Annotated in this window: 24 protein-coding genes; 11 read left to right on the top strand and 13 right to left on the bottom strand. The window is 73.1% G+C overall.

Features of this window, described 5'->3' with window-relative positions; genetic code table 11:
• Positions 1 to 75 precede the first annotated feature (75 nt).
• The gene (locus ACFWYM_RS12095) at positions 76 to 585 is read left to right on the top strand and encodes a luciferase family protein (RefSeq protein WP_384834047.1); all 510 of its coding nucleotides are present in this window, start codon (positions 76 to 78) and stop codon (positions 583 to 585) included.
• A gap of 61 nt (positions 586 to 646) precedes the next feature.
• Here the strand turns inward: ACFWYM_RS12095 and ACFWYM_RS12090 are convergent, their stop codons facing one another.
• Entirely contained in the window at positions 647 to 1972 is a 1326-nt protein-coding gene (locus ACFWYM_RS12090) for a peptide MFS transporter (protein ID WP_384834045.1), read from the bottom strand.
• 305 nt (positions 1973 to 2277) lie between these two features.
• A complete protein-coding gene (locus ACFWYM_RS12085; protein ID WP_384834042.1) occupies positions 2278 to 2778 on the bottom strand; it encodes a cupin domain-containing protein in 501 nt (166 codons plus the stop codon).
• 118 nt (positions 2779 to 2896) lie between these two features.
• Here ACFWYM_RS12085 and ACFWYM_RS12080 point away from each other — a divergent pair, with 118 nt between their 5' ends.
• Entirely contained in the window at positions 2897 to 3436 is a 540-nt protein-coding gene (locus ACFWYM_RS12080) for a MarR family winged helix-turn-helix transcriptional regulator (RefSeq protein WP_384834039.1), read from the top strand.
• Here ACFWYM_RS12080 and ACFWYM_RS12075 read toward each other — a convergent pair.
• Complete coding sequence (locus tag ACFWYM_RS12075) at positions 3426 to 4361, bottom strand: alpha/beta fold hydrolase (RefSeq protein WP_384834036.1); 936 nt, start codon at positions 4359 to 4361, stop codon at positions 3426 to 3428. The two genes, ACFWYM_RS12080 and ACFWYM_RS12075, sit on opposite strands and share 11 nt — an antisense overlap.
• 125 nt (positions 4362 to 4486) lie before the next feature.
• Here ACFWYM_RS12075 and ACFWYM_RS12070 point away from each other — a divergent pair, with 125 nt between their 5' ends.
• Positions 4487 to 6586 carry a BTAD domain-containing putative transcriptional regulator gene (locus ACFWYM_RS12070; protein WP_384834675.1) on the top strand — a complete coding sequence of 700 codons (2100 nt, stop codon included), beginning with the start codon at positions 4487 to 4489 and terminating at the stop codon, positions 6584 to 6586.
• Positions 6587 to 6609: 23 nt separating this feature from the next.
• Here ACFWYM_RS12070 and ACFWYM_RS12065 read toward each other — a convergent pair whose 3' ends face one another.
• Both ACFWYM_RS12065 and ACFWYM_RS12060 read right to left on the bottom strand, forming a co-directional pair.
• Complete coding sequence (locus ACFWYM_RS12065; protein ID WP_384834672.1) at positions 6610 to 8118, bottom strand: MFS transporter; 1509 nt, start codon at positions 8116 to 8118, stop codon at positions 6610 to 6612.
• Positions 8119 to 8233: 115 nt separating this feature from the next.
• Positions 8234 to 10111: an isocitrate lyase/phosphoenolpyruvate mutase family protein gene (locus tag ACFWYM_RS12060; RefSeq protein WP_384834032.1), complete on the bottom strand. Its 1878-nt coding sequence runs from the start codon at positions 10109 to 10111 to the stop codon at positions 8234 to 8236.
• A 64-nt stretch (positions 10112 to 10175) separates the two neighbouring features.
• On the opposite strand from ACFWYM_RS12060, the gene ACFWYM_RS12055 reads away from it, so the two are divergent.
• Both ACFWYM_RS12055 and ACFWYM_RS12050 read left to right on the top strand, forming a co-directional pair.
• Positions 10176 to 10943 (top strand): ArsR/SmtB family transcription factor, encoded by a 768-nt coding sequence (locus tag ACFWYM_RS12055; protein ID WP_384834029.1) that lies wholly within the window; start codon positions 10176 to 10178, stop codon positions 10941 to 10943.
• Between the two features lie 136 nt (positions 10944 to 11079).
• The gene (locus ACFWYM_RS12050; protein WP_384834026.1) at positions 11080 to 11619 is read left to right on the top strand and encodes a two-component system response regulator; all 540 of its coding nucleotides are present in this window, start codon (positions 11080 to 11082) and stop codon (positions 11617 to 11619) included.
• On the opposite strand, the gene ACFWYM_RS12045 is transcribed toward ACFWYM_RS12050, so the two are convergent.
• The 4 genes from ACFWYM_RS12045 to ACFWYM_RS12030 form a co-directional block, all read right to left on the bottom strand.
• Complete coding sequence (locus ACFWYM_RS12045; protein WP_384834023.1) at positions 11544 to 13079, bottom strand: sensor histidine kinase; 1536 nt, start codon at positions 13077 to 13079, stop codon at positions 11544 to 11546. The genes ACFWYM_RS12050 and ACFWYM_RS12045 overlap by 76 nt on opposite strands.
• Complete coding sequence (locus ACFWYM_RS12040; RefSeq protein WP_384834021.1) at positions 13076 to 13759, bottom strand: response regulator transcription factor; 684 nt, start codon at positions 13757 to 13759, stop codon at positions 13076 to 13078. The genes ACFWYM_RS12045 and ACFWYM_RS12040 overlap by 4 nt, the downstream gene beginning before the upstream one ends.
• A 42-nt stretch (positions 13760 to 13801) precedes the next feature.
• Positions 13802 to 14707 carry a PepSY domain-containing protein gene (locus ACFWYM_RS12035; protein ID WP_384834019.1) on the bottom strand — a complete coding sequence of 302 codons (906 nt, stop codon included), beginning with the start codon at positions 14705 to 14707 and terminating at the stop codon, positions 13802 to 13804.
• Between the two features lie 138 nt (positions 14708 to 14845).
• A complete protein-coding gene (locus tag ACFWYM_RS12030) occupies positions 14846 to 15490 on the bottom strand; it encodes a TetR/AcrR family transcriptional regulator (RefSeq protein WP_384834016.1) in 645 nt (214 codons plus the stop codon).
• Between the two features lie 104 nt (positions 15491 to 15594).
• On the opposite strand from ACFWYM_RS12030, the gene ACFWYM_RS12025 reads away from it, so the two are divergent.
• The 6 genes from ACFWYM_RS12025 to ACFWYM_RS12000 all read left to right on the top strand — a co-directional run bounded on the left by ACFWYM_RS12025 (position 15595) and on the right by ACFWYM_RS12000 (position 20422).
• Positions 15595 to 16533: an alpha/beta fold hydrolase gene (locus ACFWYM_RS12025; protein ID WP_384834013.1), complete on the top strand. Its 939-nt coding sequence runs from the start codon at positions 15595 to 15597 to the stop codon at positions 16531 to 16533.
• Complete coding sequence (locus ACFWYM_RS12020; protein ID WP_384834010.1) at positions 16530 to 17495, top strand: SDR family oxidoreductase; 966 nt, start codon at positions 16530 to 16532, stop codon at positions 17493 to 17495. The genes ACFWYM_RS12025 and ACFWYM_RS12020 overlap by 4 nt, the downstream gene beginning before the upstream one ends.
• Positions 17496 to 17536: 41 nt before the next feature.
• On the top strand, positions 17537 to 18232 hold the full coding sequence (locus ACFWYM_RS12015) for a carboxymuconolactone decarboxylase family protein (RefSeq protein ID WP_384834007.1): 696 nt from the start codon (positions 17537 to 17539) through the stop codon (positions 18230 to 18232).
• Complete coding sequence (locus ACFWYM_RS12010; protein WP_384834004.1) at positions 18162 to 18893, top strand: hypothetical protein; 732 nt, start codon at positions 18162 to 18164, stop codon at positions 18891 to 18893. The genes ACFWYM_RS12015 and ACFWYM_RS12010 overlap by 71 nt, the downstream gene beginning before the upstream one ends.
• Positions 18894 to 19007: 114 nt before the next feature.
• Positions 19008 to 19784, top strand: coding sequence for an SDR family NAD(P)-dependent oxidoreductase (locus ACFWYM_RS12005; protein ID WP_384834001.1), 777 nt, complete (start codon positions 19008 to 19010; stop codon positions 19782 to 19784).
• Positions 19781 to 20422: a hypothetical protein gene (locus ACFWYM_RS12000; RefSeq protein ID WP_384833998.1), complete on the top strand. Its 642-nt coding sequence runs from the start codon at positions 19781 to 19783 to the stop codon at positions 20420 to 20422. The genes ACFWYM_RS12005 and ACFWYM_RS12000 overlap by 4 nt, the downstream gene beginning before the upstream one ends.
• 96 nt (positions 20423 to 20518) lie before the next feature.
• Here the strand turns inward: ACFWYM_RS12000 and ACFWYM_RS11995 are convergent, their stop codons facing one another.
• The 4 genes from ACFWYM_RS11995 to ACFWYM_RS11980 all read right to left on the bottom strand — a co-directional run bounded on the left by ACFWYM_RS11995 (position 20519) and on the right by ACFWYM_RS11980 (position 25862).
• Entirely contained in the window at positions 20519 to 21088 is a 570-nt protein-coding gene (locus ACFWYM_RS11995) for a hypothetical protein (RefSeq protein ID WP_384833995.1), read from the bottom strand.
• A 123-nt stretch (positions 21089 to 21211) separates the two neighbouring features.
• Positions 21212 to 23308: a hypothetical protein gene (locus ACFWYM_RS11990; RefSeq protein WP_384833992.1), complete on the bottom strand. Its 2097-nt coding sequence runs from the start codon at positions 23306 to 23308 to the stop codon at positions 21212 to 21214.
• A gap of 179 nt (positions 23309 to 23487) precedes the next feature.
• Entirely contained in the window at positions 23488 to 24510 is a 1023-nt protein-coding gene (locus ACFWYM_RS11985; protein WP_384833989.1) for a hemolysin family protein, read from the bottom strand.
• Positions 24507 to 25862 (bottom strand): hemolysin family protein, encoded by a 1356-nt coding sequence (locus ACFWYM_RS11980; protein WP_384833986.1) that lies wholly within the window; start codon positions 25860 to 25862, stop codon positions 24507 to 24509. Before ACFWYM_RS11980 ends, ACFWYM_RS11985 begins: the two co-directional genes overlap by 4 nt.
• Between the last annotated feature and the right edge of the window lie 87 nt (positions 25863 to 25949).

The raw sequence follows: 25949 nt of genomic DNA, 5'->3' as shown, positions 1-25949 counted from the left end.
CCCGTTCCGCCGCCGTGGCGAAGGGGAGGGCTGAGAGGGGTGTCCAGCGGGTGAAGGGTGCGCAAGGATGGGGTTATGACCGCGGTCCATCGCGCCATGGCCCAGCTGGAGTCCTGGCCGAACTTGGTAAGTGGTCCGCCTAGGTGTGCGATCGGGCACGGCATCGCCACGGCGGACCACGACATCGTTCACTTCCACTCCGAGGACGCCGCCGATGTGTGCCTCACACGGGGTGGCGTGGAGCGGATCCTGCCCCAGCTGCGGCACAGCAGCGCGATCCGGGTGATGCCCGGCGCTGCCTGGGTGACGGTGCTGCTCGACTGCGACACCGACATCGACCTGCTCCTGTGCCTGGTCAGCCTCGCCCTGAAGGAGAACGCCCGGGAGTGCGGAGCCAGACCGGACCCGCCCTGCGCCTGGGAGCGGCCGGGACGGGCGGTGCCGTGCGCGGCGGGCGAGCCGACGGGCACCGGGGACGCGGCGGACGGAGCGGGTCAGGCCCCGCCGCACGGGATGCACGGCATGCTCCCGAGCGCACGGCGCGCGGTCGGCCGGCTCATGCACCACGGGCGCCGGGCGAGCTGACACACGGCAGCCGCCCGGCGCCCGCAACTCCCGTCGCCGTGCGCGCGCTTGCTTGTTCCTGCTACTCCTGGATCAGCGCCCGGATCCGCGGTGTGCCCGCCGCCATCGCGGCCGCCGCGACCACCGCGAGCGAGCCCAGCGTGAGGTAGAGCGTCGCGCCGGTCAGGTGCGCGGCGACCTGGCTGCCGATCGCGTCGCCCGTGGAGGCGGACAGGAAGAACAGGCCGGCGAGCTGCGAACCCATGCCCGCGGGCGCCAGCTTGTGGCTGATCGACAGGCCGGTCGGGCTGAGGAACAGCTCGCCCAGGGTCTGCAGGAAGTACAGGCCCACGAGCCAGAGGATGGACACCCGTACTGTTCCCGTGGCCTGCGTGGCCGCGATGGCGAGGAACAGGAACGAAGCGCCGCACAGGGCGAGGCCCGTGGAGAACTTCGCGGGGGCCGAGACGCTGAACCGCCGCCACACCGCCGCGAGCACGCCCGCGAACAGCACGATCATCAGCGGGTTGAGCGCGGCCTGCCAGGTGTCGGGGAGCCCCATCATGTCGACGTGGTCCGCGGCGAAGAGCTGCACGTTCGAGGCCGCCAGGTCGAAGATGGCCCAGAAGAGGACCGCCGAGGCGAACAGCCAGACGTACGCGCGGACTCCGGAGCGGCCGCGCTCGTCGAGGCCCTTGGTGCGGAAGAGCTTCGTGAAGTAGAAGACGGGCGCGGCGACCGCAAGGACCGAGAAGGCGGTCAGCGAGTGCGGCAGCGTCAGCCAGCCGGCCAGCGCCACCAGGACGATGACGGCCGCGACGGCCACCGAGCCGATGCCCAGGGCGCGCAGCACCCGGCTCCGCTCGTGCGCGGAGAGCGGACGCGACGGGCCGTCCTCGACGGTGCGCAGGCCGCCGCTGGCGAGGAACACGACCAGGCTGAAGGCCATGCCGACCGCGGCCGCGCCGAACGCCACCGGCCAGCCGAAGTGCACACCGAGCCAGCCCACGAGGAGCGTCGCGAGCAGGCCGCCGATGTTGATGCTGGCGTAGAACTTGCTGTACGCGGCGTCCCGCTCCTGATCGCTGCGGTGCCCGAAGAGCTTGCCGACGAGGGCCGTCATGTTGGGCTTCTGCAGCCCGGTGCCGAGGGCGATCAGGACGAGGCCCGTGTAGACGGTGGCCGCGCCGTGCTCGAAGGCGAGCGCGATGTGGCCGAGGAGGATGACGACGCCGCCGAGCACGGCCGCGCGGCGTGCGCCGAGGACGCGGTCGGCGACCCAGCCGCCGGGCAGGGCGGTGAAGTAGCAGGCCGACAGGTACGCGCCGACGAGCGCGGTCGCGGTGGCCGGGCTCATGCCGAGGCCGTTCGCGGTGTCGACGAGGAAGAGGGCGAGGACCGCCCTCATGCCGTAGAAGGACCGCTAAGGAGAACCGCTCGGCTGCTTCGCTCAGGCACAGCGGCAGCAGACCCCGGATGGGGGCGCGGTTCTCTGCGATCACCTCCGATCGCGGACTGGCAGGTGGAGCGGTGGAGGGCATAAGAAGGGGCTGCCTATTCGAGTGCAGGTTACATCTACTGTCCTCCACGGTACGGCGCGCGCATGCGGCGCTCACAGGGGCATTGGGCCCGCGGATGCGGGGCGAAGATCCTGGCTTGCCGGCCGGTGCGGTGTCCGGCGCGGTGCCACCGGTGCGGTGGCTGATGTCGTGGTCAGCGGGGTGCGCGGGCCCGCTTCCAGGCCGGGCTCTCCAGGAAGAAGTTGTCGAAGCGCTCCTGCGAGTCCAGGACCTCCTGGATGTCGGCCGTGCCCTTGCGGACCCGGTCGAGGAGCCGGAAGTACTCGAAGCGCTCCACACCGGGCGTGATGACGATCAGTACGTCGGCGTCGGCCCCCGGCTCGGCGGCGAAGGCGTGCGGCATCCCCGCCGGGACGACGAGGAAGTCCCCCTTGTCCGCGGTGACCACGTCGTCGCCCGCGAGCGCCTGCAGCCGACCGTCCAGGACGAAGAAGAGCTCGGACGCGGTCGTGTGGTGGTGCGGCGCCGCCCCGTCGGCGCCCCCGGTGAGGGTCACGCGCTGGGCGCTCAGGGCACCGCCGGTGGTGCTGGAGTCGGCGAAGAGCCGCACGGTGCTGTGCGCCCCGCCCAGTGTCTCGGCCTCGGCCTCGCGCACGAAGATTCCCTGCCGGTCCCCAGGCGTGATCAAGGACATGACTCTCCCCTTTGTTTCTTCGTCTCTGTTTCTTCGTCGTCTTCCGGACGCTTCCCCGGTTAGTTCTGCTCCGGATAGTACGACACCTAATTATCTGGCGTCGAATAAGCTGGGCGACGTGACAGAGGAGCGGAAGCGGGCGACGGAGCGGCGGAACGACGTGGCGGAAGGCCGGGACGCGGTCGACACGATCATCGACCAGTGGCGGGCCGAGCGGCCGGACCTCGACCTCGCGGCGATGGGAACCTTCGGGCGGCTGGGCCGGCTGGCGCTGCTGCTCTCCCCCGCCATGGAGGAGGTGTTCGTCCAACACGGCCTGCGCCGGGGCGAGTTCGACGTGCTGGCGGCGCTGCGCCGCTCCGGCCCCCCGTACACCCTGATCCCCTCCGCACTGTCGAAGACCCTGATGCTGTCCCGGGCCGGCATGACCAACCGGCTCGACCGGCTCGAGGCGGCCGGGCTCGTCGAGCGCCGCCTCGACCCCGCCGACCGCCGCAGCTTCCAGGTGGCGCTCACGGAGCACGGCCACGAGGTCGTCGACGCTGCCGTCACCGACCACGCCGCCAACGAGACCCGGCTCCTCGCACCCCTCACGCCCGCCGAGCGCGAGACCCTCGACCACGCCCTGCGCATGCTGCTCCGCACCGTCAGCGACTGAGCAACTCCCTTACGGCGCGGCTCACTTCGCCCGGCGCCTCCTCGGCCATGAAGTGACCGCAGGAGACGGTGGTGTGCCGCAGGTCCGGCGCCCAGGCGCGCCACAGCTCCGCCGCGTCGAAGCCGAGGGCGGCGCCCCAGTCCTGCTGCAGCACGCTGACCGGCATGCCGAGCCGGCGGCCCGCGGCGCGGTCGGTCCGGTCGTGTTCGACATCGATCCCGGCGGAGGCCCGCACGTCCGCGACGATCGACGGCACCGCCGCGCGCGACGCGGCCAGATAGGCGGCGCGCACGTCGGCGGGGATCGCCGCGGGGTCGCGCGCCCAGACATCGAGGAAGTGGCCGAAGAACACGTCCGGGCACGCACCGATCAACTGCTCGGGCAGGCCCGGCGGTTGGGCCATCAGGAACAGATGGAACGCGACGGCGGCGGTGGTGCCGCGCAGCACGTCCCACGAGTCGAGGGTCGGCAGGACGTCGAGGGACGCGAGGTGCGTGACGGCCTCCGGGTGGTCGAGTCCGGCGCGGATCGCGACGAGGGCGCCCCGGTCGTGCCCGACCAGCGCGAACCGCTCGTGCCCCAGGGCGCGGGCGAGCTCGACGACGTCGGCGGCCATGGTGCGCTTGGAGTAGGTGGCCGCGCCGGTGGCGGCGGGCTTGTCGCTGGCGCCGTAGCCGCGCAGGTCGGGGCAGATCACGGTGTGCTCGGTGGCCAGCTCGACGGCGACGTGCCGCCACATGAGGTGGGTCTGCGGGAAGCCGTGCAGCAGGACGACGGGGGTGCCGGAGCCGCCGACGGCGACGTTGAGGCGGACGCCGTCGGCTCCGGGGGCGCTGCGACAGGTGAAGCCCGGAATGGCGGGAGCGGCGGGAGCGGGAGGAATCGGGGGAGTGGGGGGAGCAGCGGAAAGGGTGGGTTCAGTCATGGCGGGCCTTCCGGGACCGGGGACCGTGTCTCGGTCCCTGTGCCGTCGAGACTGCCGCCCGCGAATCAGCAGCCGATCAGCACGTACGGTGGCCGGTGAGCGCAGGAGCGACGCGAGAGGCGGCCATGGGCCAGGTCAGGTTCGGTGTGCTGGGGCCGGTGGCTGCGATGGCCGCGGTGGCCCCGGGGGCCGCCCAGGACGGCGCGGGCGGTGCGGACGCCCCGGCCGACGGGGACGGGTGGTCGGACGGGACCCCGATCGCGCTGAAAGGGCCACGGCACCGGGCCGTCCTCGCCCGCCTGATCGTCGCCCGTCGCCGCGTCGTACCGGTGGCCCGCCTGGTCGAGGACCTGTGGGAGGAGCCGCCGCCGCGCGCCGTGGGCGCGGTGCGGACCTTCGTGGCCGACCTGCGCCGGGCCCTGGAGCCCGACCGGCCGCGCCGGGCGCCCGCGCGCCTGCTGGTGACGGAGGGCCCGGGGTACGCGCTGCGCGCCGCGCACCCGGCCGCGGTCGACGCCTGGCACTTCGAGGCCGCGGTCACGCAGGCGCCCCGGCTCGCACCCGCGACGGCGCTCCGGCGCCTCGACGAGGCCCTGGCCCTGTGGCGCGGCCCGGCCTACGCGGAGTTCGCGGAGGAGGACTGGGCGCGCGGGGAGCGGTTCCGCCTCGCCGAGCTGCGGCTGCAGGCGGGGGAGCGGCGGGCCGAGGCCCTGCTCGCCCTCGGCCGCTCCGCCGAGGCGGTTCCCGACCTGGACGTGCACGTCGTCGAACACCCCTGGCGCGAGGACGGCTGGCGCCTCCTCTCGCTCGCGCTGTACCGGGAGGGCCGCCAGGGCGACGCCCTCGCGGTCCTGCGCCGGGCGCGGACGACGCTGATCGAGCAACTGGGGGTGGAGCCGGGCCCCGCGCTGCGCCGCATGGAGGCGTCAATTCTGGCGCAGGACCGGGCACTTGCCCCTGCTCCCGCCCCCGTTCCCGCTTCCACTCCCACCCTCGCCCCCGCTCAGCTCTGGTCCCAGGCAGCCGCCGCCTACGACCGCGCCGTCTCCGTCGGAGCCCGTGCCCGCCTCGAGTCGACGGTCGGGCTGCTGCGTACGCTCGCGGTGACCGGGCCGGACGGCCTCGAGGCCGCTCGGGAGCAGCGGATGGCGGCCATCGCGGCGGCCGAGGAACTGGGTGACCCGGAGCTGACCGCCCGCGTCATCGGCGGCTTCGACGTCCCCGCCAACTGGACCCGCAGCGACGACCCCGAGCTCGCCCGCCGCATCGTCGCCGCCGCCGAACGCACCCTGGCCCGCCTGCCCGACCCCCCATCCCCATCCCACGCCCACACCGCCACCCGCACCGCCACTCCCGTCGACGCCGCGCGCTGCCGTCTGCTCGCCACCGTCGCCCTGGAGACCCGGGGTCTGCGCACCACCCGCGGACCCGAGGCCGCGCGCGAGGCGGAGCTGATCGCCCGCCGCCTCGACGACCCCGCGCTGCTGGCCTTCGCCCTCAACGGCAGCTACATGCAGTCCTGTACGAGGGCGGGCGGTGCACCCCGGCGCGACGCCATCGGCGCCGAACTCGTCGAACTGGCCGCCCGCCACGGCCTGGTGACCTACGAAGTGCTCGGCCACCTCGTCCGACTCCAGGCCCGCGCGGCCCTCGCGGATTTCCCGCGCGCCGACGAACACGCAGCCAGGGCGCAGAAGTTGGCGGACCGTCATGAACTGCCCCTCGTAGGAGTGTTCACGCAGTGGTACGAGGCGTTGAAGCTGGCCGCGTCGGGGGACGCGGAGGAGACGGGAGAGCGGGCCGAGGCCGCGTACCGGGCTGCCGCGGTGCGTCTCGACGGCGCCGGGATGCCCGGCGTACGGACGGGGCTGCTGCCCCTCGCGCTCCTCGGGCTGCGGCTCGCCCACGGCCGTCCGCCCCAGGTCGACCTCGACCAGGACTGGGGGCCGTACCGGCCCTGGGTCGAGGCGCTCGCCCTGGCCGAGGCGGGGCGGCGCGACGCCGCACGCGCGGCCCTGCACCGGCTCCCGGAGCCGCCCCCCGACCTCCTCTACGAAGCCCTGTGCTGTCTCGCCGTCGAAGCCGCTCTGCGCGCCGACGATGCCGTGGCCCTGGAGCGGGCCACCACCCGGCTGCGCCCGGCGGCCGCCGAACTCGCGGGCGCGGGCAGCGGGATGCTCACCTTCGGCCCCGTCGCGCGCTACCTCGCGGAGAGCGGGGACTGACTGACGGCGGGAGCTGACCCGGATCAGCCGGCGCTCACGTCCGGCACGGGGGCGTGCTTGGGCGCACCGGCCGTCACCATCAGCGCGGCCACCACGGCGCCGAGGAACATGAACCCGGCGGCCCACCAGATGGCCACCGTGAAGCCGTGCACCATGCCTTCGTTGGTGACGAGGGCCTTCTGGGCCGGGTCGCGCAGATGAGAGGCGACGTAGGTGGTGGCGGTGGTCGTCGCGATGGTGTTGAGCAGGGCCGTGCCGATCGAACCGCCCACCTGCTGGAAGGTGTTGACCGTCGCGGACGTGACGCCCGAGTCCCGCGGGGCGACCCCGTCCGTGGCGGTCGCGAAGACCGGCATGAAGGTCAGACCCATGCCGAGACCAAGGACCACGATCGCGGGCAGGACGTGGGAGGCGTACTCGGAGTTCACCGTGATGCGGGTCAGCAGGACCATGCCGAGCGTGGCGAGGAGCATGCCGGGGGCCATCAGATAGCGCGGCGGTGTGTGCGGGAGCAGCCGGGCCGATATCTGGGTCGAGCCGATGATGATCGCGGCCGTCATCGGCAGATAGGCGAGCCCGGTCTTCACGGGCGAGTACTCCAGGGTGACCTGCAGGTAGTACGTGAGGAACAGGAACACCCCGAACATGCCGATGGTCGCGAGCCCCATCGTCGTGAACGACCCCAGGCGGTTGCGGTTCTTGATGATGTGCAGGGGCAGCAGCGGGCTCGCCGCGCGCGACTGCCACCACACGAAGGCCACGAGCAGCAGCGCGCCGGCGCACAGCAGCGTGAGGACGAGGCCGTCGCTCCAGCCCCGCGGCTCGGCCTCGCTGAACCCGTACACGATCGCGACGAGCCCACCGCAGCCGAGCAGGACACCGGGGACGTCCAGGGCCGCGTCCCGGTGGCCCGGCAGGTCGTGCAGGAGGGCCATGGCGCCGAAGAACGCGAGGAGGGCGATGGGGATGTTCACGTACAGGCACCAGCGCCAGTCCAGGTACTCGGTGAGCAGCCCGCCCGCGATCAGCCCGATCGCACTGCCGCCGCCCGCGAGGGCGCCGTAGATCCCGAAGGCTTTGCCGCGCTCCTTGGGGTCGGTGAACGTCGTGGTCAGCAGGGACAGGGCGGACGGCGCCAGGATCGCCGCGAACACGCCCTGGAGGGCGCGGGCGCCGAAGAGCATGCCGGAGTTGGCCGCGGCGCCGCCGAGCGCGGAGGCGGCGGCGAAGCCGACGAGGCCGATGAGGAAGGTCCTCTTGCGGCCCATGAGGTCGGCGATGCGCCCGCCGAGCAGCAGCAGCCCGCCGAAGGCGAGCGTGTAGGCGGTGATCACCCACTGCCGGTTGCCGTCGGACATGCCGAGGGCGCGCTGGGCGGAGGGCAGGGCGATGTTCACGATCGTCGCGTCCAGGACGACCATGAGCTGGGCCATGGCGATCACGACCAGCGCCCACCAGCGCCTGGGGTCCTCCTCGGCGCCGCCCTGCAGCTGCGCGGCCGCGGCGCCGACCGTCCGGCCGCCGGATTCCATGCCGTCCGGGGCCGGGTATCCGTCGCTCGCACTCATGGGTACCAGTGTGGGCGGGGGTGGTGAATTCCGCCTTTTGGGCGACTTTGTCGCGGGTCGCGGTTACCCGGTGTTGCCGTCAGCTCCTGCACTCCGTCGTCAGCTCCTGCACTCCGTCGTACGTGAAGGGGCGCGGGCTCTCGGGGAGGGCGTGCCCGTCGCGGACGGCGGTCGCGGTGCTGACGGCGGCGGCCAGGGCGGACCGGTACAGGAGCGAGCCGAGGCTGACCCGGCGGACGCCGAGGGCGGACAGTTCGGCGAGGGTGGGGCCGGTCGGGGTGTAGAGGACGTTGAGCGGGACGAGGACGGTGGCGGCGAGCACGGCGATGCCCTCCCGGTCCGCGAGGCCGGGCACGAACACCCCGTCGGCACCGGCCTGTTCATAGCGGGCGAGGCGCGCGGCCGTCTCGTCCTGCCGCAGGCCCAGCCAATGGGTGTCGGTCCTGGCGTTCACGAACAGCCCGGGCGCGGCGGCCTTGACGGCCTCGATCTTCGCGGCGTGCAGTTCGACGGGTGCGAGGGTGCCGTCGGAACGCCCGTCCTCGAGGTTGATCCCGGCGGCACCCGCTGCGTACAACGCGCCTGCCAGGGCGGCCACTTCGTCTGCATCATCACTGAAGCCGCCTTCGACGTCGACGCTGAAGAGAAACGCGCCGCGGCGCCCGAGCCGCCGGGCCAGGCCCAGCGTCGCGTCCGCCGCCGCGCCCACCCCGTCCGGGACCCCGGCCGCCGCGGCCACACCGAGGCTGGTGGTCCCGACGGCCGCGAACCCCTGGGCCGCGAGCGCGGCGGCGGAGGCGTGGTCCCAGGCGTTGGGCAGAAGGAGCGGCGTGGCCTGCTGGTGCAGCCGGGCGAAGGCGGACAGCGGCCGCTTCCGCAGGCCCTCGGACAGGGCCAGGGCATGGGCGCGACCGGGGCAGACGCGGGGCGGGGCGCCGAAGGTGAGGGACACGGGGTGCGCGCGGTGGGCGGCGGCGACGTGCAGCAGCACGAGGTCGCCCGCGGCGATGCGGCGTCCCGCGACCCGGGTGGGCCGGACGGCCACGCGCCGCATGGTCCGCAGGGGCGGGTGCTGCCGCAGCACCCGCGCGAGGGGCGCGCCGATGTCGTCACCGGGCCTGGCGTCGTCACCGGCCGCGGTGGCGGCGACGAGTGCGGCGGTGGCGTCACATGCCTGGACGAGGAGCCCGATGAGGTGGGCGGGGCTTTCGAGGGCGATCTCGGGTGCGTTCACACGGGGGCCGAGGGGCGGCCCGATCTCGGGGGCGCTTCTGTGCGGCGTACGACGCTCGCGCTCCGGAGCCGCGGCACGTTTGTCGTCCCGCGCCGAGTCAGGTTCGCTGTCTCGCGCCTCGCCACGCTGGTTGTCCCGCGCCGAGTCAGATTCGCCCTCCCACACCTCGCCACGCTCGCTGTCCCGCGTCGCATGGCCGGCGCCCTCAACGTCCGTACCGGCGCGTGCCGTTGGCGTCAGCCTCCCCACCAGCCGCGCCACCGCCTCGTCCGCCCCCGGAACCTCGCCGCCGAAATAGGCCCTGGCGACCGTGGCCACGTCCGCCGCCACCCCCGCCGGATCCGGCAGGCCCAGGGCCTCGGCGAGGGTGCGCACCACACGTATGCGGAGCGAGGGCATGTCCTCGGAGTCCGAAGGCGACCGCGCCCCCGACCCCGACTCCGACTCCGACTCCGCAACGGTCTCCGTCGCCCTCTCCCACAGCACCGCCGGTTCCAGCCGCGCCAACTCCGCCTCGGCCAGGGCCCGGCGCCGCCGGTGCGGCTCTCCGTGGCTGAAGCGGGCCACCGAAGCCCGCAGCCAGGCGACGCTCGCGCCGACGTGGGCCGCCTCGCCCTCCGTGGGCGGGAGTTCGGGCACGAGTGCCGGATCGGCCAGGGCCGCCCGTACGTCCTCGTACGTGTCGAACTCGTGCACCGACCGCATTGCCTCTGCGTCATCCATGCCCCGACGCTAGGCCCGGGACGGTTCGGTGCCGGCCGAACCGTCCCGGGGGCATCATGACCGCATGTCCCCTCTCGCCGAGACCGCCGCCCTGCTCGCCGACCGCACCCGCGCCGCCTTCTGCCAGGCCCTGCTCGACGGCCGCGCCTGGACCGCGGGCGAGCTCGCCCGGTACGCGGGCGTGCGGCCTTCCACCGCGAGCGAGCACCTTTCCCGGCTGATCGCGGGCGGGCTGCTGGCCGAGGAGCGCCAGGGCAGGCACCGGTACGTCCGGCTCGCCGGGCCGGAGGCGGCCGCGCTCATCGAAGCCCTTGCCTCGTACGCGCCGGATACGGAAGGAACGCAAGGCGCGCCGGGCACGCCGGGCACGCTGGATGTATCGGATGTATCGGATGTGTCGGATGCACCCGGCCGTCAACGGCCGCTGAATCTACGGCAGTCGGGGCGGCTCAACGCCGAGGCCAGGGCGCGTACCTGCTACGACCACCTGGCCGGACGGCTCGGCGTGGCCCTGGCCGACGCGATGATCGCGAAGGGGCTCGTCGCCGACGACGCCGGGCTCGCCGTCACCCCGGCGGGGACGGACTGGCTGGCCGAAGCGCTGGGATATCAGCGCCCGGCGCGGAGCAGGCGGCCCCTGGTGCGCAGTTGCCTGGACTGGACGGAGCGGCGACCGCACCTCGCGGGCGTCCTGGGCGCGGCGCTGTGTGCCACGGCGCTGGAGCGCAGCTGGGTGCGGCGCGTGGGCTCGGGGCGGGCGGTGCGGGTGACGCCGGAGGGGGCGGAGGCGTTCCGGGGGCTGCTGGGTGTGGAGGCGGGGGAGAAGAGATGACCGGCGTCGGGGGTGAGGCGTAGGTGGGGGGTGGGGCGGGTAGATCCCGGGTCCGTCACGGCAGTTGAGGCAATGCGGGGCGGCCCCATACCCCATGGGCGTACGGTGGACACGTGAGAGAGGGGGGCTCTAGGCCATGCCGGAAGACCCCAGGATCCTCGTCGTCGACGACCACGAGGACACCTTGTTCGCGCTGGAGAGCGCACTGGCCCCCCTCGGCCATGAGCTCGCGTGCGCGACCAGTGGCGAGGCGGCGCTCAAGGAGCTCCTGCACGGCCACGTCGGACTCATCCTGCTCGACCTGCGCATGCCCGGGATCAACGGCCTGGACGTGGTGCGCTACGCCCGCGGCCTGGAACAGACCCAGCACATCCCGATCATCCTGATCAGCGGCCTCGGGCTGACCCACGAGGAGTCGCTCTCGGCCTTCCGTCTCGGCGTGGCCGACGTCGTCATGAAGCCCGTCGACCCGCTGATCCTGCGCACCAAGGTTCGTTATCTGTACGGGACTTACCACGAGGCCCAGGACCTCCGCACCGAACTGGCGGACCTGCGCACCCAGTTGGCGGCCCACGACATTCCCCCTCCCCTAGGCGGTCCCTACGAGGAGCTGGACCTGCCGCCGACGGGGGCGCGGGACACGACGCCTCCGACGCCGCCACCGACCGCCCCGTAAGGGGGAGCGACCGCCACCGAGGGAAGCCGCAACGTGAACGCCACGCCCTGCCCCTCGGTGCCCCGCCCCTCGACGGGCGGACCCGCCGTGAGCGTGCCGCCGTGCGCCGTGGCGATGTCGCGGGCGATGGCCAGGCCGAGGCCGGAGCCGCCCGCGTCGCGGCTGCGGGACTCGTCGAGCCGGGTGAAGCGGGCGAAGATGCGCTCCCGGTCGGCCTCGGCGACGGGCGTGCCGTCGTTGGTGACGGTCAGGACCGCGGAGCCGTCGTCCGGCTCCGTCGCGGTGGTCACCGTGATGCGGGAGCGGGCGTGCCGCTGCGCATTGTCGAGGAGGTTGTCCAGGACGCGCGAGAGCTGGCTCCGGCTGGCGGCCGCGACGACGCCCGGCTCGGTGTCGAGCGAGACCCGGACCCGGCCGGGCGGGCGCCGGGCGAGGGTCCGCTCGCAGAGCTCGCCGAGGTCGAGCGCGGTGCGGTCGGGGTGCTGGCCGGCGTCCAGGCGGGCGAGCAGGAGCAGATCGTCGGCGAGCTGCTGGACCCGTACGACATCGGAGAGCAGCTCCGGGCCGCGCAGCAGGTCGGGGTGGGCGATGGCCACCTCGACGTGCGCGCGCAGGGCCGCGATCGGATTGCGCAGCTCGTGCGAGGCGTCGGCCACGAAGCCGCGCTGGCGGTCCATCGAGTCCTGGAGGCGGTCCAGGGTGTCGTTCATGGTGCGCGAGAGACGGGCCACCTCGTCGCGCGACGCGGGCACCGGTACCCGGCGGCCCAGGTCGTGCTCGGTGATCTCGGCGACCTCGGACCGGATCGCCTCGACCGGGCGCAGGGCCCGTCCGGTGCTGCGCCAGGTGACGGCGGCGACGAGCGCGAGCAGCAGCGGGATCCCGGGGATCATCGCGGTGAGGACGAGGTTGCGGGTGTACTCGGCGGTCTCCAGGCTCGTGCCCGCGTAGACCGTCGCCGGGCCGTCCGCACTGGTGGTACGCACCGCCACGAGCCGGTACGGGTGGGGCGCGCCGCCCTGTCGCGGGGCGACGCGCACACTGCGCGCGGCGCTCGTCCTGCCGTCCGCGGGGACGAAGGAGGCGACGGCGGCGCGGCCCGCGAGGTTCTCGCTCGCCGCCAGGACACGGCTGTCGTCGGTGACGACCTGAAGCAGACTGTCCTCCCCCTGCGGCACGGAGAGCCGCTCCGCCAGGTGCCCGGTCCTGGTGGCCTCGGCCACCGCCTCCGCCCTGGTCCGCGCGGTGTGCTCGGCGGTGACCTCCAGGCCGTGGTGGATGACCATGAGCAGCGCGGTGGAGGCGGCGACGAGGGCGACGGCCACGATGAGCACGGCGCCGACCGTCGTCTTCACCCGCACCGAGGCGCGCGGGAAGCGGGGGAGACGAGGGAGGCGAGGGAGGCGATTGCGGGGGAGGCGGGCGAAGCGGGCGGGGCGGGAAGGGGCGGTGCCGGTCACGCCGGGACCAGCCGGTAGCCGATGCCGCGCGCGGTGTGCAGCAGCTTCCCGCCCGCCGCCGCGAACGGCTGGTCGACCTTGCGGCGCAACGCGCTGACGTGCACCTCGACCAGGTTGGGGTCGCTGTCTCCCGGCAGGTCCCAGACCTCCTCCAGGAGTGCGGCCTTGGACACCGCGACGCCGGGGCGGCGGGCCAGGACGGCCAGCAGGTCGAACTCCTTGGCGGTGAGGGTGAGTTCGGCCCCGGCGCGGGTGCAGCGGCGGGTCTCCGGCTCCAGGACCAGGTCGCCGACCTCGATCCGCTCGGCCCGGCCCCGGGCGCTGCGCCGCAGCAGGGCGCGCAGCCGGGCCTGCAGGACGAGATACGAGAAGGGCTTGGTCAGGTAGTCGTCGGCGCCGCTGTCCAGGCCCTCGGTCTCGTCGTACTCGCTGTCCCTCGCGGTCAGCATCAGGATCGGGGTCCACAGCCCCGCCGCCCTGATCATCGAGCAGACCCGGTGCCCGTCGAGGCCGGGCAGCATGACGTCGAGGACGATCGCGTCGTACTCGCCCTCCAGCGCGAGCCGCAGTCCCTCGTCACCGTCGTGGGCGACATCCACGCGCAGCCCCTCGGCCTCGAAGCCGCGACGGAGCACGGACGTGAGCGAGACCTCGTCCTCGACGATCAATATGTAGCTCATTGCCCGAATTCTACGTATTGCCGGAAAGGCTCCTGGCGGAGGTCAGCGGGGGAGGTGCTGCGTCCAGTCGTGGTGATCGCGGCCGAAGTCGTCCGAGCGCTCGCGCACCTCTTCGTACGAGGCGGCGGAACGGCCCGACTCCCGCCCAGACTCGTGCCCCGACGCACGGTCGGACTCGCGGCCCGAGTGGTCGCGGTCCGAGGAGCGCCGGGCGTTGGACCCGCTCTCCTGCTCGGACGCGACGACCGCGCGGCTCTTCGCGTCGACCTCGACGCGGTGGCGGGTGTCCCCGTCCATGACCTTCACCCGCCACACCGGGCGGCTCTCGCTGCCCTGGATCGAGACGGCGGAGACGAAGCCGCCGCCCGCCTCGGTCAGCGCGGTCCCGGCCGCGTCCTGGCGCCCGACGCCCGCCGCGGCCAGCTTGGCGAGCGGGATCTTCAGATACGTGCGGGCGCGCTCGGGCATCCGGTCGGCGTGGCTGCCGAGGAGCGCGCCGGTGGTGGCGTCCACCGTGATGTTGTGCACGCGGGGCGCGGAGGTCATCACGTCGATCTTCCACACCTGGGCGCCGTCGTCGGTCTCCAGCTGTACGTCGGTGACCTGGCCGCCGGACACGGACTTCTCGGCCACCGCGGCGGCCGCGCTCCAGGACGTCTTGGGCCCGCCCGTCTCGGCGACCGCCTTGCCCGCCGAGCCGTCCTTGCCGCTGCCTGCGCCACTGCCTGTGCCGCTGCCCTTGTCGTTGTCCTTGCCGTCGGCCTTCGTGTCCTTGTCCGCCGCGTCGGCGGAGGCGGTGTTCGCGGCACGCGCCTTGTCGACCCCGGCGTCCGCATCCGGACCGCACGCCACGGCGGACAGCGCGACGGCACCGATGAGCGCGCCCGTCGCGGCGAGACGGCGGCGGCGACGGCGGGCGGCGGGAACGGGCAGCTGGCGGCTGTTCATCGAGGTGCTCCTTGCGGTTCGGTGCCAGAGGCGCGGCGGTGACCGCCGCGCATGACCTCCACCTTCGGGCCCTCGGCTGAACTGTCCCTGAAGGAAACTGAAGCCCACTTCAGGAACCGGGCGTGCCGGGCGCAGCGATCAGGGCGCCACGGCCCGGACCAGTGCCGTCACGGACGTGGCGAGGCGCTCCGCCGTGAACGTCTCGGGCTGCTCGATCAGCAGCCGGGCGAGATGCTCGGCGTTGTCGCGCACGAGGTGGGCGACGAGCTCGACGTCGACGTGGGGGAGCCGGTCCTCGACGACGGCGAGGATCTGGCGGCGCACCCGTTCGCGGCCCTCGCGGATGGCCTCCCGTACGGCCTCCGGCGCACCTTCGATCGGCAGCAGCACCAGCTTGGAGATGGCGGGTTCACTCGCGACGCTCTCCAGGTAGACCGTCAGACCCGCGCCGAGCCCGGCCGCCACGCTGTCCGCCTCCCGCCCCGCCGCGAGGGCCTTGGCGACGCGGTCCTGGGTGACCTCCTGCGCCCGCAGCAGCACGGCGCGCTGAAGTCCCGCCTGGGACGCGAAGATCGCGTAGCTCACGGACTTGGCCACCCCGGCCTCGGCGGCGACGCGCTCCATCGTCATCCCCCGCCAGCCGTGCTCGGCGATCAGCCGGGCCGCCGCGTCGAGGATCTGCGTGCGGCGGAGCTCGCGGGGCCGGCGCGGGGCGTAGCGGCGTCGCGGGGTGTCGGGTGCGGCCGAAGAACCCGCTGAACCCGCTGAACTCGATGAAGTCACGCGGCAATGATAGGCGGCGAGTGTACCCAGGCGAATATTCCCGGTGGTACATTCCGTGCCGGTGAGCGCACGAGCGTGTGCCGAGGCGACCGGAGGGCGGCCCCATGAGCTGGTTCGAGTTCGACGGCATACGCGTCTGGTACGAGCGCAGGGGCAGCGGAACCCCCCTCGTGTTCCTGCACAACGCCGGTACCTCGCACGAGCTGTGGCACCGTCAGATCGCGCACTTCGGCGAGCGGTACGACGTGATCGCGCCCGACCTCGTCGGCTACGGCCGCTCGGACCGGCGGCCCGACGACCCCCATGACCAGGGCCTGTATCTGCGCATGCTGGAGCACCTGGTGGACGAACTCGACCTGGACCGGTTCGTGTTGGTCGGCAACTGCATCGGCAGCGCCACGTCGGTGCGCTACGCCGAGCGGCACCCCGAGCGGGTGGCGGCTCTCGTGCTCATCAATGTCGTGACCGCCCGGATCGCCACGGCGGGCGGACTCGGCCCGGTGATCCGGCTGCAACGGAACGCACGCCGGCGACCGCTGCTGCGCCGCGCCGCCGGTCTCCGGCTGCCGTGGCGGCTCCAAGCCCCCGTATTCCGAAGGCTGTTGTTCGGCCGCGGCGGCGACCGCGCGTTCATGGGCTGTCTGTCCTCCCTCTACCGCGACCCCGGCCAGACGGTGTCGCTGGTCAAACTCGGCGAGGACATCGGCACGTTCGGGCCGCTGGAGCGCTCGCGCGCCCTCGCCGGGCTGCCGATCTGCGTGCTCCACGGAGAGGACAACCGCGTCCTGCCGCTCGGCCGGGCCGCCGGGACGATCCGCGCGCTGGCGCCCGATGAGCGTCATGTCATCGCGGGCGGCGGTCATGTGACGCCCACTCAGAATGCGCGGGAGGTCAACGAGATCGTGGACGGCTTCCTCGCCGCTCACGTCCGGGAGGAGGACGATCCCGCCGCAGCCCGGTCTGCGGCCTCCACTGTCTCCGCGGCCCCCACCGTCTCCGTGGTCTCCGCGGTCTCCACCGTCTCGGCGGAGACCGCGTCATGACCCGGCGTGGCGGCGGCGTGCGGAGCCTCGCCGGGCGCCGTGTGTTCCTCACCGGCGCGGCCGGCGGCATCGGCCGCGCCCTCGCCGAACGGGCCGCCGCCGAGGGCGCGGTGCTGCTCCTGACGGACCGTGCCGCCGACCGCCTGGAGGACACCGTCCGTTCCGTACGGGAAGCGGGCGGCACGGTCGCGTACGCGAAGGCGGCGGACGTCTCCGCGTACGACGAGGTGCGCGCCCTGGCCGAGGAGATCCACGCCGAGGGCGGCCCGGCCGACGTCGTGATGAACGTCGCCGGGATCTCGACCTGGGGCACCGTCGAGATGCTGGAGCACCGGCACTGGCGGGACGTCGTGGAGGTCGATCTCATGGGGCCGATCCATGTGATCGAGTCGTTCCTGCCCGCGATGATCGCGGCGCGCCGGGGCGGCCACCTGGTGAACGTCTCCTCGGCCGCGGGCCTGATCGGCCTGCCCTGGCACGCCCCCTACAGCGCGGCCAAGTTCGGCCTGCGCGGCGTCAGCGAGGTGCTCCGCTTCGATCTGCGACGGCACCGCATCGGCGTGACCCTGGTGTGCCCGGGCGCGGTGGCCACGCCGCTCGCCGACACCGTGGAGATCGTCGGCGTGGACCGCGACAGCCCGGCGGCCCGGCGGCTGCGGGCCCGCTTCCTGAAACGGGCCGCGTCGCCCGAGGAGGTCGCCACCACGATCCTCGACGGCATGCGCCGCGGCCGCTACCTCATCCACACCTCACGCGCCATCCACGTCCTGCACGCCCTGCAGTGCCTGGCCCCACCGCTGTACGTCCTGGCCATGCGGGCCTGGAACCGGGTCGCGCAGCGGGTGTTGGGGGCGGCGGTGGCCCGGTCCGGGGAGAAGACGACCGGCCCAGGTTCCGGTTCTGGTCCTGGTTCTGGTCCTGGCTCCGGTCCTGCGGCGGTGCGGGTCGGGGGTGTTCGGTGATGGGAGAGGGCAGCGGCGCGGGGCCGACGGGCGAGGGGCCTATGGGCGAAGGGCCGCCCGGCGACACCGCCCCCGGCACCCCGCCGACCAGCCCCGTCCCCCGCATCTCCCCCGGCACCCGGGCCGAAGTCGGCCGTGGCACCTGGCTGTTGAGCCGGGCCGCCGGGTTCGTCGGTGGCACCCGGCCGCCCGCGCTCTTCCTTGTCCTCGGCCGGCATCGCCGCCTCTTCCGTGGCTGGCTGCGCTTCGCCGGGCGGCTCATGCCGCGCGGCACCCTCCCGCGCCGCGAGACCGAACTCGTCATCCTGCGCACCGCCCATCTCCGCGACTGCGCCTACGAGTTCGAGCATCACCGGCGCCTCGGCCGCCGCGCCGGAGTCACGCCCGGCGACGTCGACCGGGTCCGCGTAGGGCCCGACGCCCCGGGCTGGAGCGCGCGCGAGCGGGCCCTGTTGTCCGCGACCGACATGCTGCAGCACAGCCAGGACCTCGACGACGCCACCTGGCAGCGGCTGCGCGAGCACCTGGACGAGGCCGCCACCATCGAGTTCCTGCTCCTCGTCGGGCACTACCAGATGCTCGCCACCGCCATCACCACGCTGCGACTGCCCCCGGATCCCGTACGGGCGACCCCGGGTGTCCGAGGTAAATGGCAGAGTGTTCGACATGAAGCAGCAGGAAGAGCGCGGGTCTGTTCGACTCGTCGTGGTGGACCCGGACCTCAACGCCCAGTGTGAGCGCGTGGCGAAGCACGTGCTGGAGCCCATGGCCGCGGCCATCGGTGAGGGGCCCGACCGCGCCTTGTTCGCGGACGGGATCGCGGCCTTCCGGGCCGTGCGCGACATCCTCGCCGAGGCCGTGGCCACGGGGCGCCGCGTATGGACGCCGAACGGCCGCTGGGAACACGAGGGGCTGCGCGTCGTGTCGTTGCCCGCCGCGCACACGGATCTGCTGTACGCGGTGCTGCGCACGCTCTCCGGCGCGTTGGCGGCGCCGCCGGACCCGGCCGCCGCCGCCACTGCCGCGGCCCTGCGCACCGTCGCCGCTCCGGAGCCGGCGGAATCCGACTCGGCCGGTCCCGGCTCAGGGGATCCCAGCTCAGGGGATCCCGACTCAACTGCCCCCGACTCGGTTGCCCTCGGCTCAGCTGCCCCCGGCTCCGGGGACTCCCGCTCGGAAGAGTCCGCCGTCGCCCTCGTCGGCGCCCTCGCCCGCGTCCTCTCGATGGTCGACCTCACGCCCGACGCCGACACCGCCACCCTGTCCACTGCGCTGCAGGCCGCCGACAGCGAGAACGTACGCCTGACGTATCCGCAGGAAGAGGCGTGGCAGCGCCTCGCCCACCGGGTCACCGTCCTGCTGACCGAGTCGGAGCCCTTGCACCGCTTCCTGTACTGAGGTCATTGAGATCGCTGAGGTCGCTGAGATCACCGAGGTCGCTGAGACGTCGTCGAGCAACTCGCTCACCTGCTCGTTTAGGGTAAAAGCGAGCAAACGAAGGAAAGGCGCCACATGTCCCACGACAACCTCCGGCCCCAGCCCTCTGCCGGTCAACTCACGGGCAGGACCGCCGTCGTCACCGGGGCCAAGCAGGGGCTGGGCCTCGCCATCGCCGAGCGTTTCGCGCGCGAGGGCGCGACGGTCGTCATGTCCGACGTCGTGGACGCCGGTGCCGAGGCCGCGGAGCTGGGCGCGCACTTCGTCGCCGCCGACGTGAGCGACGAGGAGCAGGTCAAGGCGCTGATCGCACACACCGCAGCGACCTTCGGCGGACCGGACGTCCTCGTGAACAACGCCGGGATCGAGTTCGCCAAGACCATCCTGGACACGACCGTCGACGAGTGGGACCGGCTGATGTCCGTGAACCTGCGCGGCGTCTTCCTCTGCTGCAAGCACACGGTGCCCGCGATGACCGCGCGCGGCGGCGGGGTCATCGTGAACATCGCGTCCGAGCTCGGCCTCGTGGGCGACGCGGGCGTGGCCGCGTACTGCGCGTCCAAGGGCGGTGTCATCCAGCTCACCAAGGCGACCGCCATCGACCACGCGAAGGCCGGGATCCGCGTCAACGCCCTCTGCCCCGGGCCGATTTCGACCCAGCTCCTCGAAGAGGTCTTCCAGGCGAGCGACGACCCGGAGGGCATGCGGGCCACGTTCGAGGAGCGGACCCTCCTCGGCCGCCTGGGCCGCCCCGACGAGGTCGCGTCGGCGGCCCTGTTCCTCGCCTCCGACCAGTCGTCCAACATGACGGGCGCCAACCTCGTCCTCGACGGCGGCTGGACTGCGCGATGAACCGGACGACAGGGGCGACCCGGGCACCCCGGCTGCCGCTGCCGTCAGCCCTCTCCGCCCTCCCCGCCCTGGCCCTCTCCGTCTCCCTCGCCCTGCTCGCGACCGGCTGCGGGACGGACCGGCCGGGCGACGCCGCCGCCACCGCCACCGACGCGGCCGCCCCGGCACAGACGGCGCCGTCGACGTCGGGCGCGACGGCGGACGTCCCGTGTCCCGGTGAGAGTCACAGCCCGACGGCGCGGGCCACAGGGACAGCGGACGGTGCCCCGCCCCCGGCCGCCGAGCCGGGTGACCACTACGCCGAGAACCACGGCTTCAGGGAGCCCTTCCCGCTGCACGGCAAGCGCCGCTGCGCCGGCCTCGCGGCCGTCGAGCGCGTCGAGCGCGCGCTCGAACCGCTGGGCGAGCGCGGCGACTTCACCCCGGAGAGCGTCCGCGCCGCGCTGACCGGCCTCGGTTACGCCGAGGGGAAGGTGCAGACGTACGAGGACGGCCCGGAGAGGGTGGGCTTCCTCATCGAGGTCGACGACTCTCCGCTGTGCGTGGAGGGCGCGATGCGCGAAGCGGCCGTCGAGGCGGACGCGTTCGGCGGCTACCCCGACCACGCGGGCTGCGACGTCCCCAGCGGCGGCCACTGACGACGGCCGGTTCGGTGACGAATGCCGGTCCGGCGACGACGCCCACTCCGGCGACGACGCCTGCTCCTGCCGCGACGCCCGCTCCTGCGGCGACCGTCAGTCCTCGCACCCGTCGATGTCGTCGTCACAGCCGTCCACCGCGTCCTTCGCGAGGGTGTGCAGCCGCCACATGATGAGCCCGGTGCCGTCCTTCACCGGGTCCACGCGCGCGGTGAAGGGGCGCCCCGCGGGAACGTTGAACTGATCCGCGTCCGCGTCCCCGCACCCGATCCCGTACGACTGCTCCTCGCCGTCGCGGGAGAGGGTGAGCGTCACCTCCTCGATGCCCGAGGTGTCGCAGGTGATGTCGAAGCGGTAGGGCCGCGCGCCCGTCGCCGTGAACTCCTTGTCCAGGCCGCTCGCCACGTACGCGCTCCCGGAGTCGACGAACTCCGGTTCCCCGCCGTCGTCGGCGGCCGAGTCAAGGGCGCGCTTCGCGCGCTGCAGCGCGTCGTCCGGCTCCCACTCGCGTCCCCCGCCCTCGCTCGGGTCGCTCTCCTCAGGCGATGCCGACGGCCGTGCCGACGCGTCGGCCGACTCCTTGCTCCCACCGCCCCCGTCGCCGGAACAGCCGCTCAGGAAGAGGGCGGTGGCGGCACAGAGGGGAAGGAAAAGACGTGTGCGCATATGTCCAACCGTAGATCCACACGCCGGCGGCGGAAGGCACTCCCGCCCCCCGCCGCCGACTCGACGTACGTGTACGTATGTGCATGTACGTGTACGTACGTCCTGCGTACTGGCCGACCAGCCCTAGGCGGGCGGCGGCACCAACTGGTACTCGCGGCCGAGGGCGTCGGCCTGCGTGTTGCCGTACATCGACACCTCGCCGTCGGACCAGCGCACGAAGACGTCGTCCTCCCAGAGGTTGCCGCCGAACTCGCCGGGCACGACGACCTTGGCGTGCTTCCAGGTGCCGTTCGGGCCCTTCACCTGGTTCTCCTTGCCGAGACCGTGGGCGCCGATGTCCTCGTAGATGGTGAGTTCACCGTCGGACCAGCGCACGAACAGGTCGAAGTCGGAGTTGGTGGAGCCGTCGAAGTCGCCGCCCGCGACGATGTCGGCGTGGTCCTTCCACAGCGCGTTGGGGGCGAGCATCTGCTGCTCGGCGTGGAAGCCGCCGCCGTCGACGTCGGTGTACTTCGTGACCTCGCCGTCGACCCAGCGCACGATCAGGTCGTCGGGCCACTTGTTGCCGCCGTACTTGCCGGTGGCGATGCCCTTGGCGTACTTCCACGTGGACCCGGCGGCGGCGATCTTGATCTCGTTCGCCGGGTGCTGGTCGGTGGAGGTCGGGAGCTTGGTGTGCTCGTCGATGTCCTTGTAGATCGTGACCTCGCCGTCGATCCACTTGACCATCAGGTCGTACGCGTCGGAGCCGGTGTAGTCGCCCGCGGTGATGACCTCCGCGTAGTCCGCCCACATCTTGTTCGGCTTGGCCAGCTGCACCTCGCACGGCTGGTCCTTGGCGCAGCCGGTGTGGAAGCCCTGGGACTGGTCGCCGGGGTAGAGCGTGACCTCGCCGTCGGACCACTTGACGATCAGGTCGCCGTCCTTCGTCTTCTGCGACGAGGTGTGGAACTGCCCGGTGGCGGCGGCCTTCGCGTGGGTCCACAGGCCCGCGTTGCCCATGCCCTCGTTGCCGGATGGCGTGTCCGGCGTGTAGTCGTTCACGGCCTGGTTGTAGAGGCGCACGACATCCGCGTCGAACTGCGAGGAGTACGAGATGTTGTCGAGCTTGCCGCCGGTCTTGTACCCGCCGATGACGCCGATGACATCTCCCCGCTCGCCATCGAAGTTCCGCAGGAACGGACCGCCGGACACGCCGGGCGCGAACCCGTCACAGGCGATCTCCAGGAAGCGCCCCTGGAACGGCTTCGTGGTCGTCGACGGGCACACGCGCGGCGACTTGGCGTCGCCGGGGAAGCCGATCAGCGTCACGTTCTTCTGGTTGAGGTTCCCCTTGGCGGGCAGCGTGGTGAGCTCGTTGCCCATGCCCGTCGCGTTCTCCAGGAACTGTCCCTTGGAGTTGGGGCCGGTCTTGAGGAACGCGAAGTCCAGGTCGTCGGCCTTCGACGGGCCCTGCGACAGATAGCGTCCGTCGATCCAGATCTTCCCCTTCTTGATGGGGAAGATCCCGTACGGGGCGATGCCCTTGCCCTTGTGGTTGGGGTCGGCCTTCCAGCCCGGCGCGAACGCCAGGTTGCGGAACCGGTCGTTGTCGTTGAGACAGTGAGCGGCCGAGATCACCAGGGACTTGGTGGGCGAGGCCACCGAGGAGGCGGAGCAGAACTGGTCCCGGTTGCCCGGGTCCGACTGCGGGTCGTCGTCCTGGTTGATGAGGAAGACGCCCGCCGTGGCGACGCCCTTGCTGTCGATGTGCGACGGCGACCGCAGCATGTCGCCGAGCGAGCGGGGGGCGGGGCCGGCCTGGGCGCCCTTGTCCGGGTTGGCGGGCACGGCGTCGGCGATGCGCTCCGGAGTCCAGTACGCCTCGACGCGCCTGGCCTCCGCGATCTCCTCCGGGGTGGCCTTGAGCCCGTCGTCCGGGGCCGGGTGGGTGGTGGCGCTCGCCTCGGGGGACGGGGTCGTCTCGGGGGACGGGGCCGCGTCGGGGGTCGGGATCGCGTCGGGCGTGGTGCCCGGCTTCGAACTCCCCTTGGGCGGAGCGGGAGTTGGGGTGCCGGTGGCGGTGGGCGCCGCCGTCGCCGTGGTGCCGGGTGAGGCGATGGGGGAGGGCTCGCCCGGCGTGGGCGCGGCGAGCGCCGCACCGGGAGACGCGAGCAGTACGGCTGCCGCCGCCGCGCCGAGCGCGGCCGTACGCACGGCAGTGCGTATTCGGTTGTTCATGAAGAGCTTTCGATGTGGTGCTAATGCAGGCATACGTCGCAGATGTGCAACGCATGAGGCGATGACCCTACTTCATTGGTCTGCACCAAATGACCGGCCCCCGCCGGGAGCTCTCTCCGGCGGGGGCGTGGGTCGTTCGCGGCTGCAACGTGCCGCGCATTCCGGGTGGTTCGCCGCCGTCAGGCCGCCCCGCTCGGCTGGAGGTAGCGCGCCAGCAGGTCGTCCAGGCTGACCAGTCCGGTGAGGCGGCCCGCGTCGTCGCAGACCACGGCGAGGGACGCGCGGCGGTGGCGGAGCTGCTCGACGGCGTCGGCGACGGTGGTGTCGGCGGTGAGCTCCGGCATCGGCCGGGCCAGGTCGGCGGCGGTCGTGGCGCGGCCGCGGGCGCGGGCCACTAGGGCGTCGCGGGCGTGCACCGAACCGAGCACCCGGGCGCCGTCGCGGACCAGCAGACGGGTCCGTGCGCTGGCGTCGGCGACCGCGAGGATCTCGTCGACCGGGGCCGTCCCCGGCACCGACGTGATCTCGGCGGAGGGGATCTGGAGGTCGCCGACCGGTGTCAGCGGCTCGGTGAGCGAGCGCGCGATCAGCTCCGAGTCGTCCTTGCTGATCAGGCCGAGGCGCTCGGACTCCGCGACGAGGTAGGTGAGTTGCTCCCGGTTGTGGACCGCCGTGAGCTCGTCGCGCGGGGTGACCCGGCACAGCCGTACGAGGCCGTTGCTGACCTTGTTGAGCAGCCAGATGAGCGGGCGCACGGCCTTCACCACGGCGCGGAAGGCGGGGGAGAGGAGCATCGCCGAGCGCTCCGGGTGGGCGATGGCCCAGGACTTGGGCGCCATCTCGCCGACCACCATGTGCAGGAAGACGACCACGATCATCGCGAAGGCGAAGGAGACGCCGTAGCTGAGTCCGCTCGGCAGCCCCCAGCCGTGCAGCAGCGGGTCGAGCTCGTGGGAGATCGCGGGTTTGGAGATCGAGCCGAGCCCCAGGGTGCAGACCGTGATGCCGAGCTGCGCGCCCGCGAGCATCAGCGACAGCTCGCGCATGCCCGCGAGCGCCGCCTTCGCGCCGCGCTTCTTCTCGGCGGCCGCCTTCTCCATGCGGTGCCGCTTGGCGGCGACGAGCGCGAACTCTGCGGCGACGAAGAACCCGCTGCCGATCAGCAGCAGCACGGTGATGAAGAGTGCCATGGGCAGACTCATGCCTGCTCCTCCTCGGCCGTGGCCCCGGCCGTGGGTGCCGCCTCGGGCAGCCGCTCCAGGCGGACCCGCTCGGGCACGTGCCGGTCCAGGCCCCGCACGTCGATGACCGCGCTGCCGCCGCCGGGCAGCGCCACGGTGAGCCGGTCGCCGATGGCGGGGAAGCGGCCCAGCCGGTCCACGATGAGCCCGGCCACGGTGTCGAAGTCGTCCTCCTCGGGGAGCACTACGCCGGTGGCCTGGGCGACCTCGTCGAGGCGGCGGCCCGCGTCGACGAGCCAGCCGCGCCCGTCGGCGACCGCGAGCTCGGTGACGGTGTCGCTCTCGTCGGCGATGTCCCCGACGAGTTCCTCGGCGATGTCCTCGTACGTGACGATGCCCGCCACACCGCCGTGCTCGTCCAGGACGACGGCGAACTCGTCGTCCCGCGCGCGCATCTGCGTCACCGCGTGGGGCAGCTCCAGGGTGTCGGGCAGCAGCAGCGGCGGGCGCGCCAGCCCGGCGGCCGTCGTCGTGCGCAGCCGGTCGGCGGGCAGTCCCATCAGCTCGCGCACGCCGAGGACGCCGCCGATGTCGTCCGGGTGGTCGCCGAGCACGGGGTAGTTCGAGTGGCCGTGCCGCGCGATCAGCTCGACGGCCTCGGCGGCGAGCGCCCCGGCCCGCACGAAGACGGCGTCCACGCGCGGCACCATCACCTCGTCCAGGGTCCGCTCGGAGAACTCCAGGGCCTGGTCGAGGAGTTCGGCGGTCTCCTTCGGCAGCTCGCCGCTCTCATGGGACTCGCCGATGAGATGGCCGAGCTCCTCCAGGGTGGCCCCGTGGTGCAGCTCCTCGACCGGCTCGATGCCGACCTTGCGCAGCAGCCGGTTGGCCGCCCCGTCGAAGACCCGCACCAGCGGCCCGACGACCTTCAGATACGCGAGCGTGGACCCCGCGAGCGCCTTGGCGAGCCGCTCCGGCACGGCGAGCGCGAGGTTCTTCGGTGCCAGCTCGCCAAGCACCATCTGCACGATCGTCGCGAGCACGAACGACAGGACGACGGAGACGCCGGAGACGGCCCCGTCCGGGAGGCCCGTCCCGGTCAGCACGGGCCGCAGCAGCGTCGAGACCGAGGGCTCGGCCAGGAAGCCGACGACCAGACCGGTCACGGTGATGCCGAGCTGGGCGCCCGACAGCATGAAGGAGAGCCGCTCCAGGACCTGGAGGGCGCGCGCGGCCTTCCTGTCGCCGCCCTTGGCCTCGCGTGCGAGGGCGAGCCGGTCCGCGGAGACGTAGGCGAATTCCTGGGCGACGAAGTAGCCGGTGCCGGCCGTCAGGACGAATACGGCGACCACGCCGAGTACAGCACTGATCATCGGGCACCACTGGGGCCCGGGGGGTCCGTCGGTCTGGCGGACAAGGTTCGGCTCCTCGAACTCGGGGGTTGCCAGGGGAACGGTCGG

Source organism: Streptomyces sp. NPDC059009 (genome assembly GCF_042740175.1).
Classification (GTDB): Bacteria; Actinomycetota; Actinomycetes; order Streptomycetales; family Streptomycetaceae; genus Streptomyces.
Note: the sequence above shows the minus strand (reverse complement) of the source record. Positions and strands in the feature narration are given on the sequence as shown.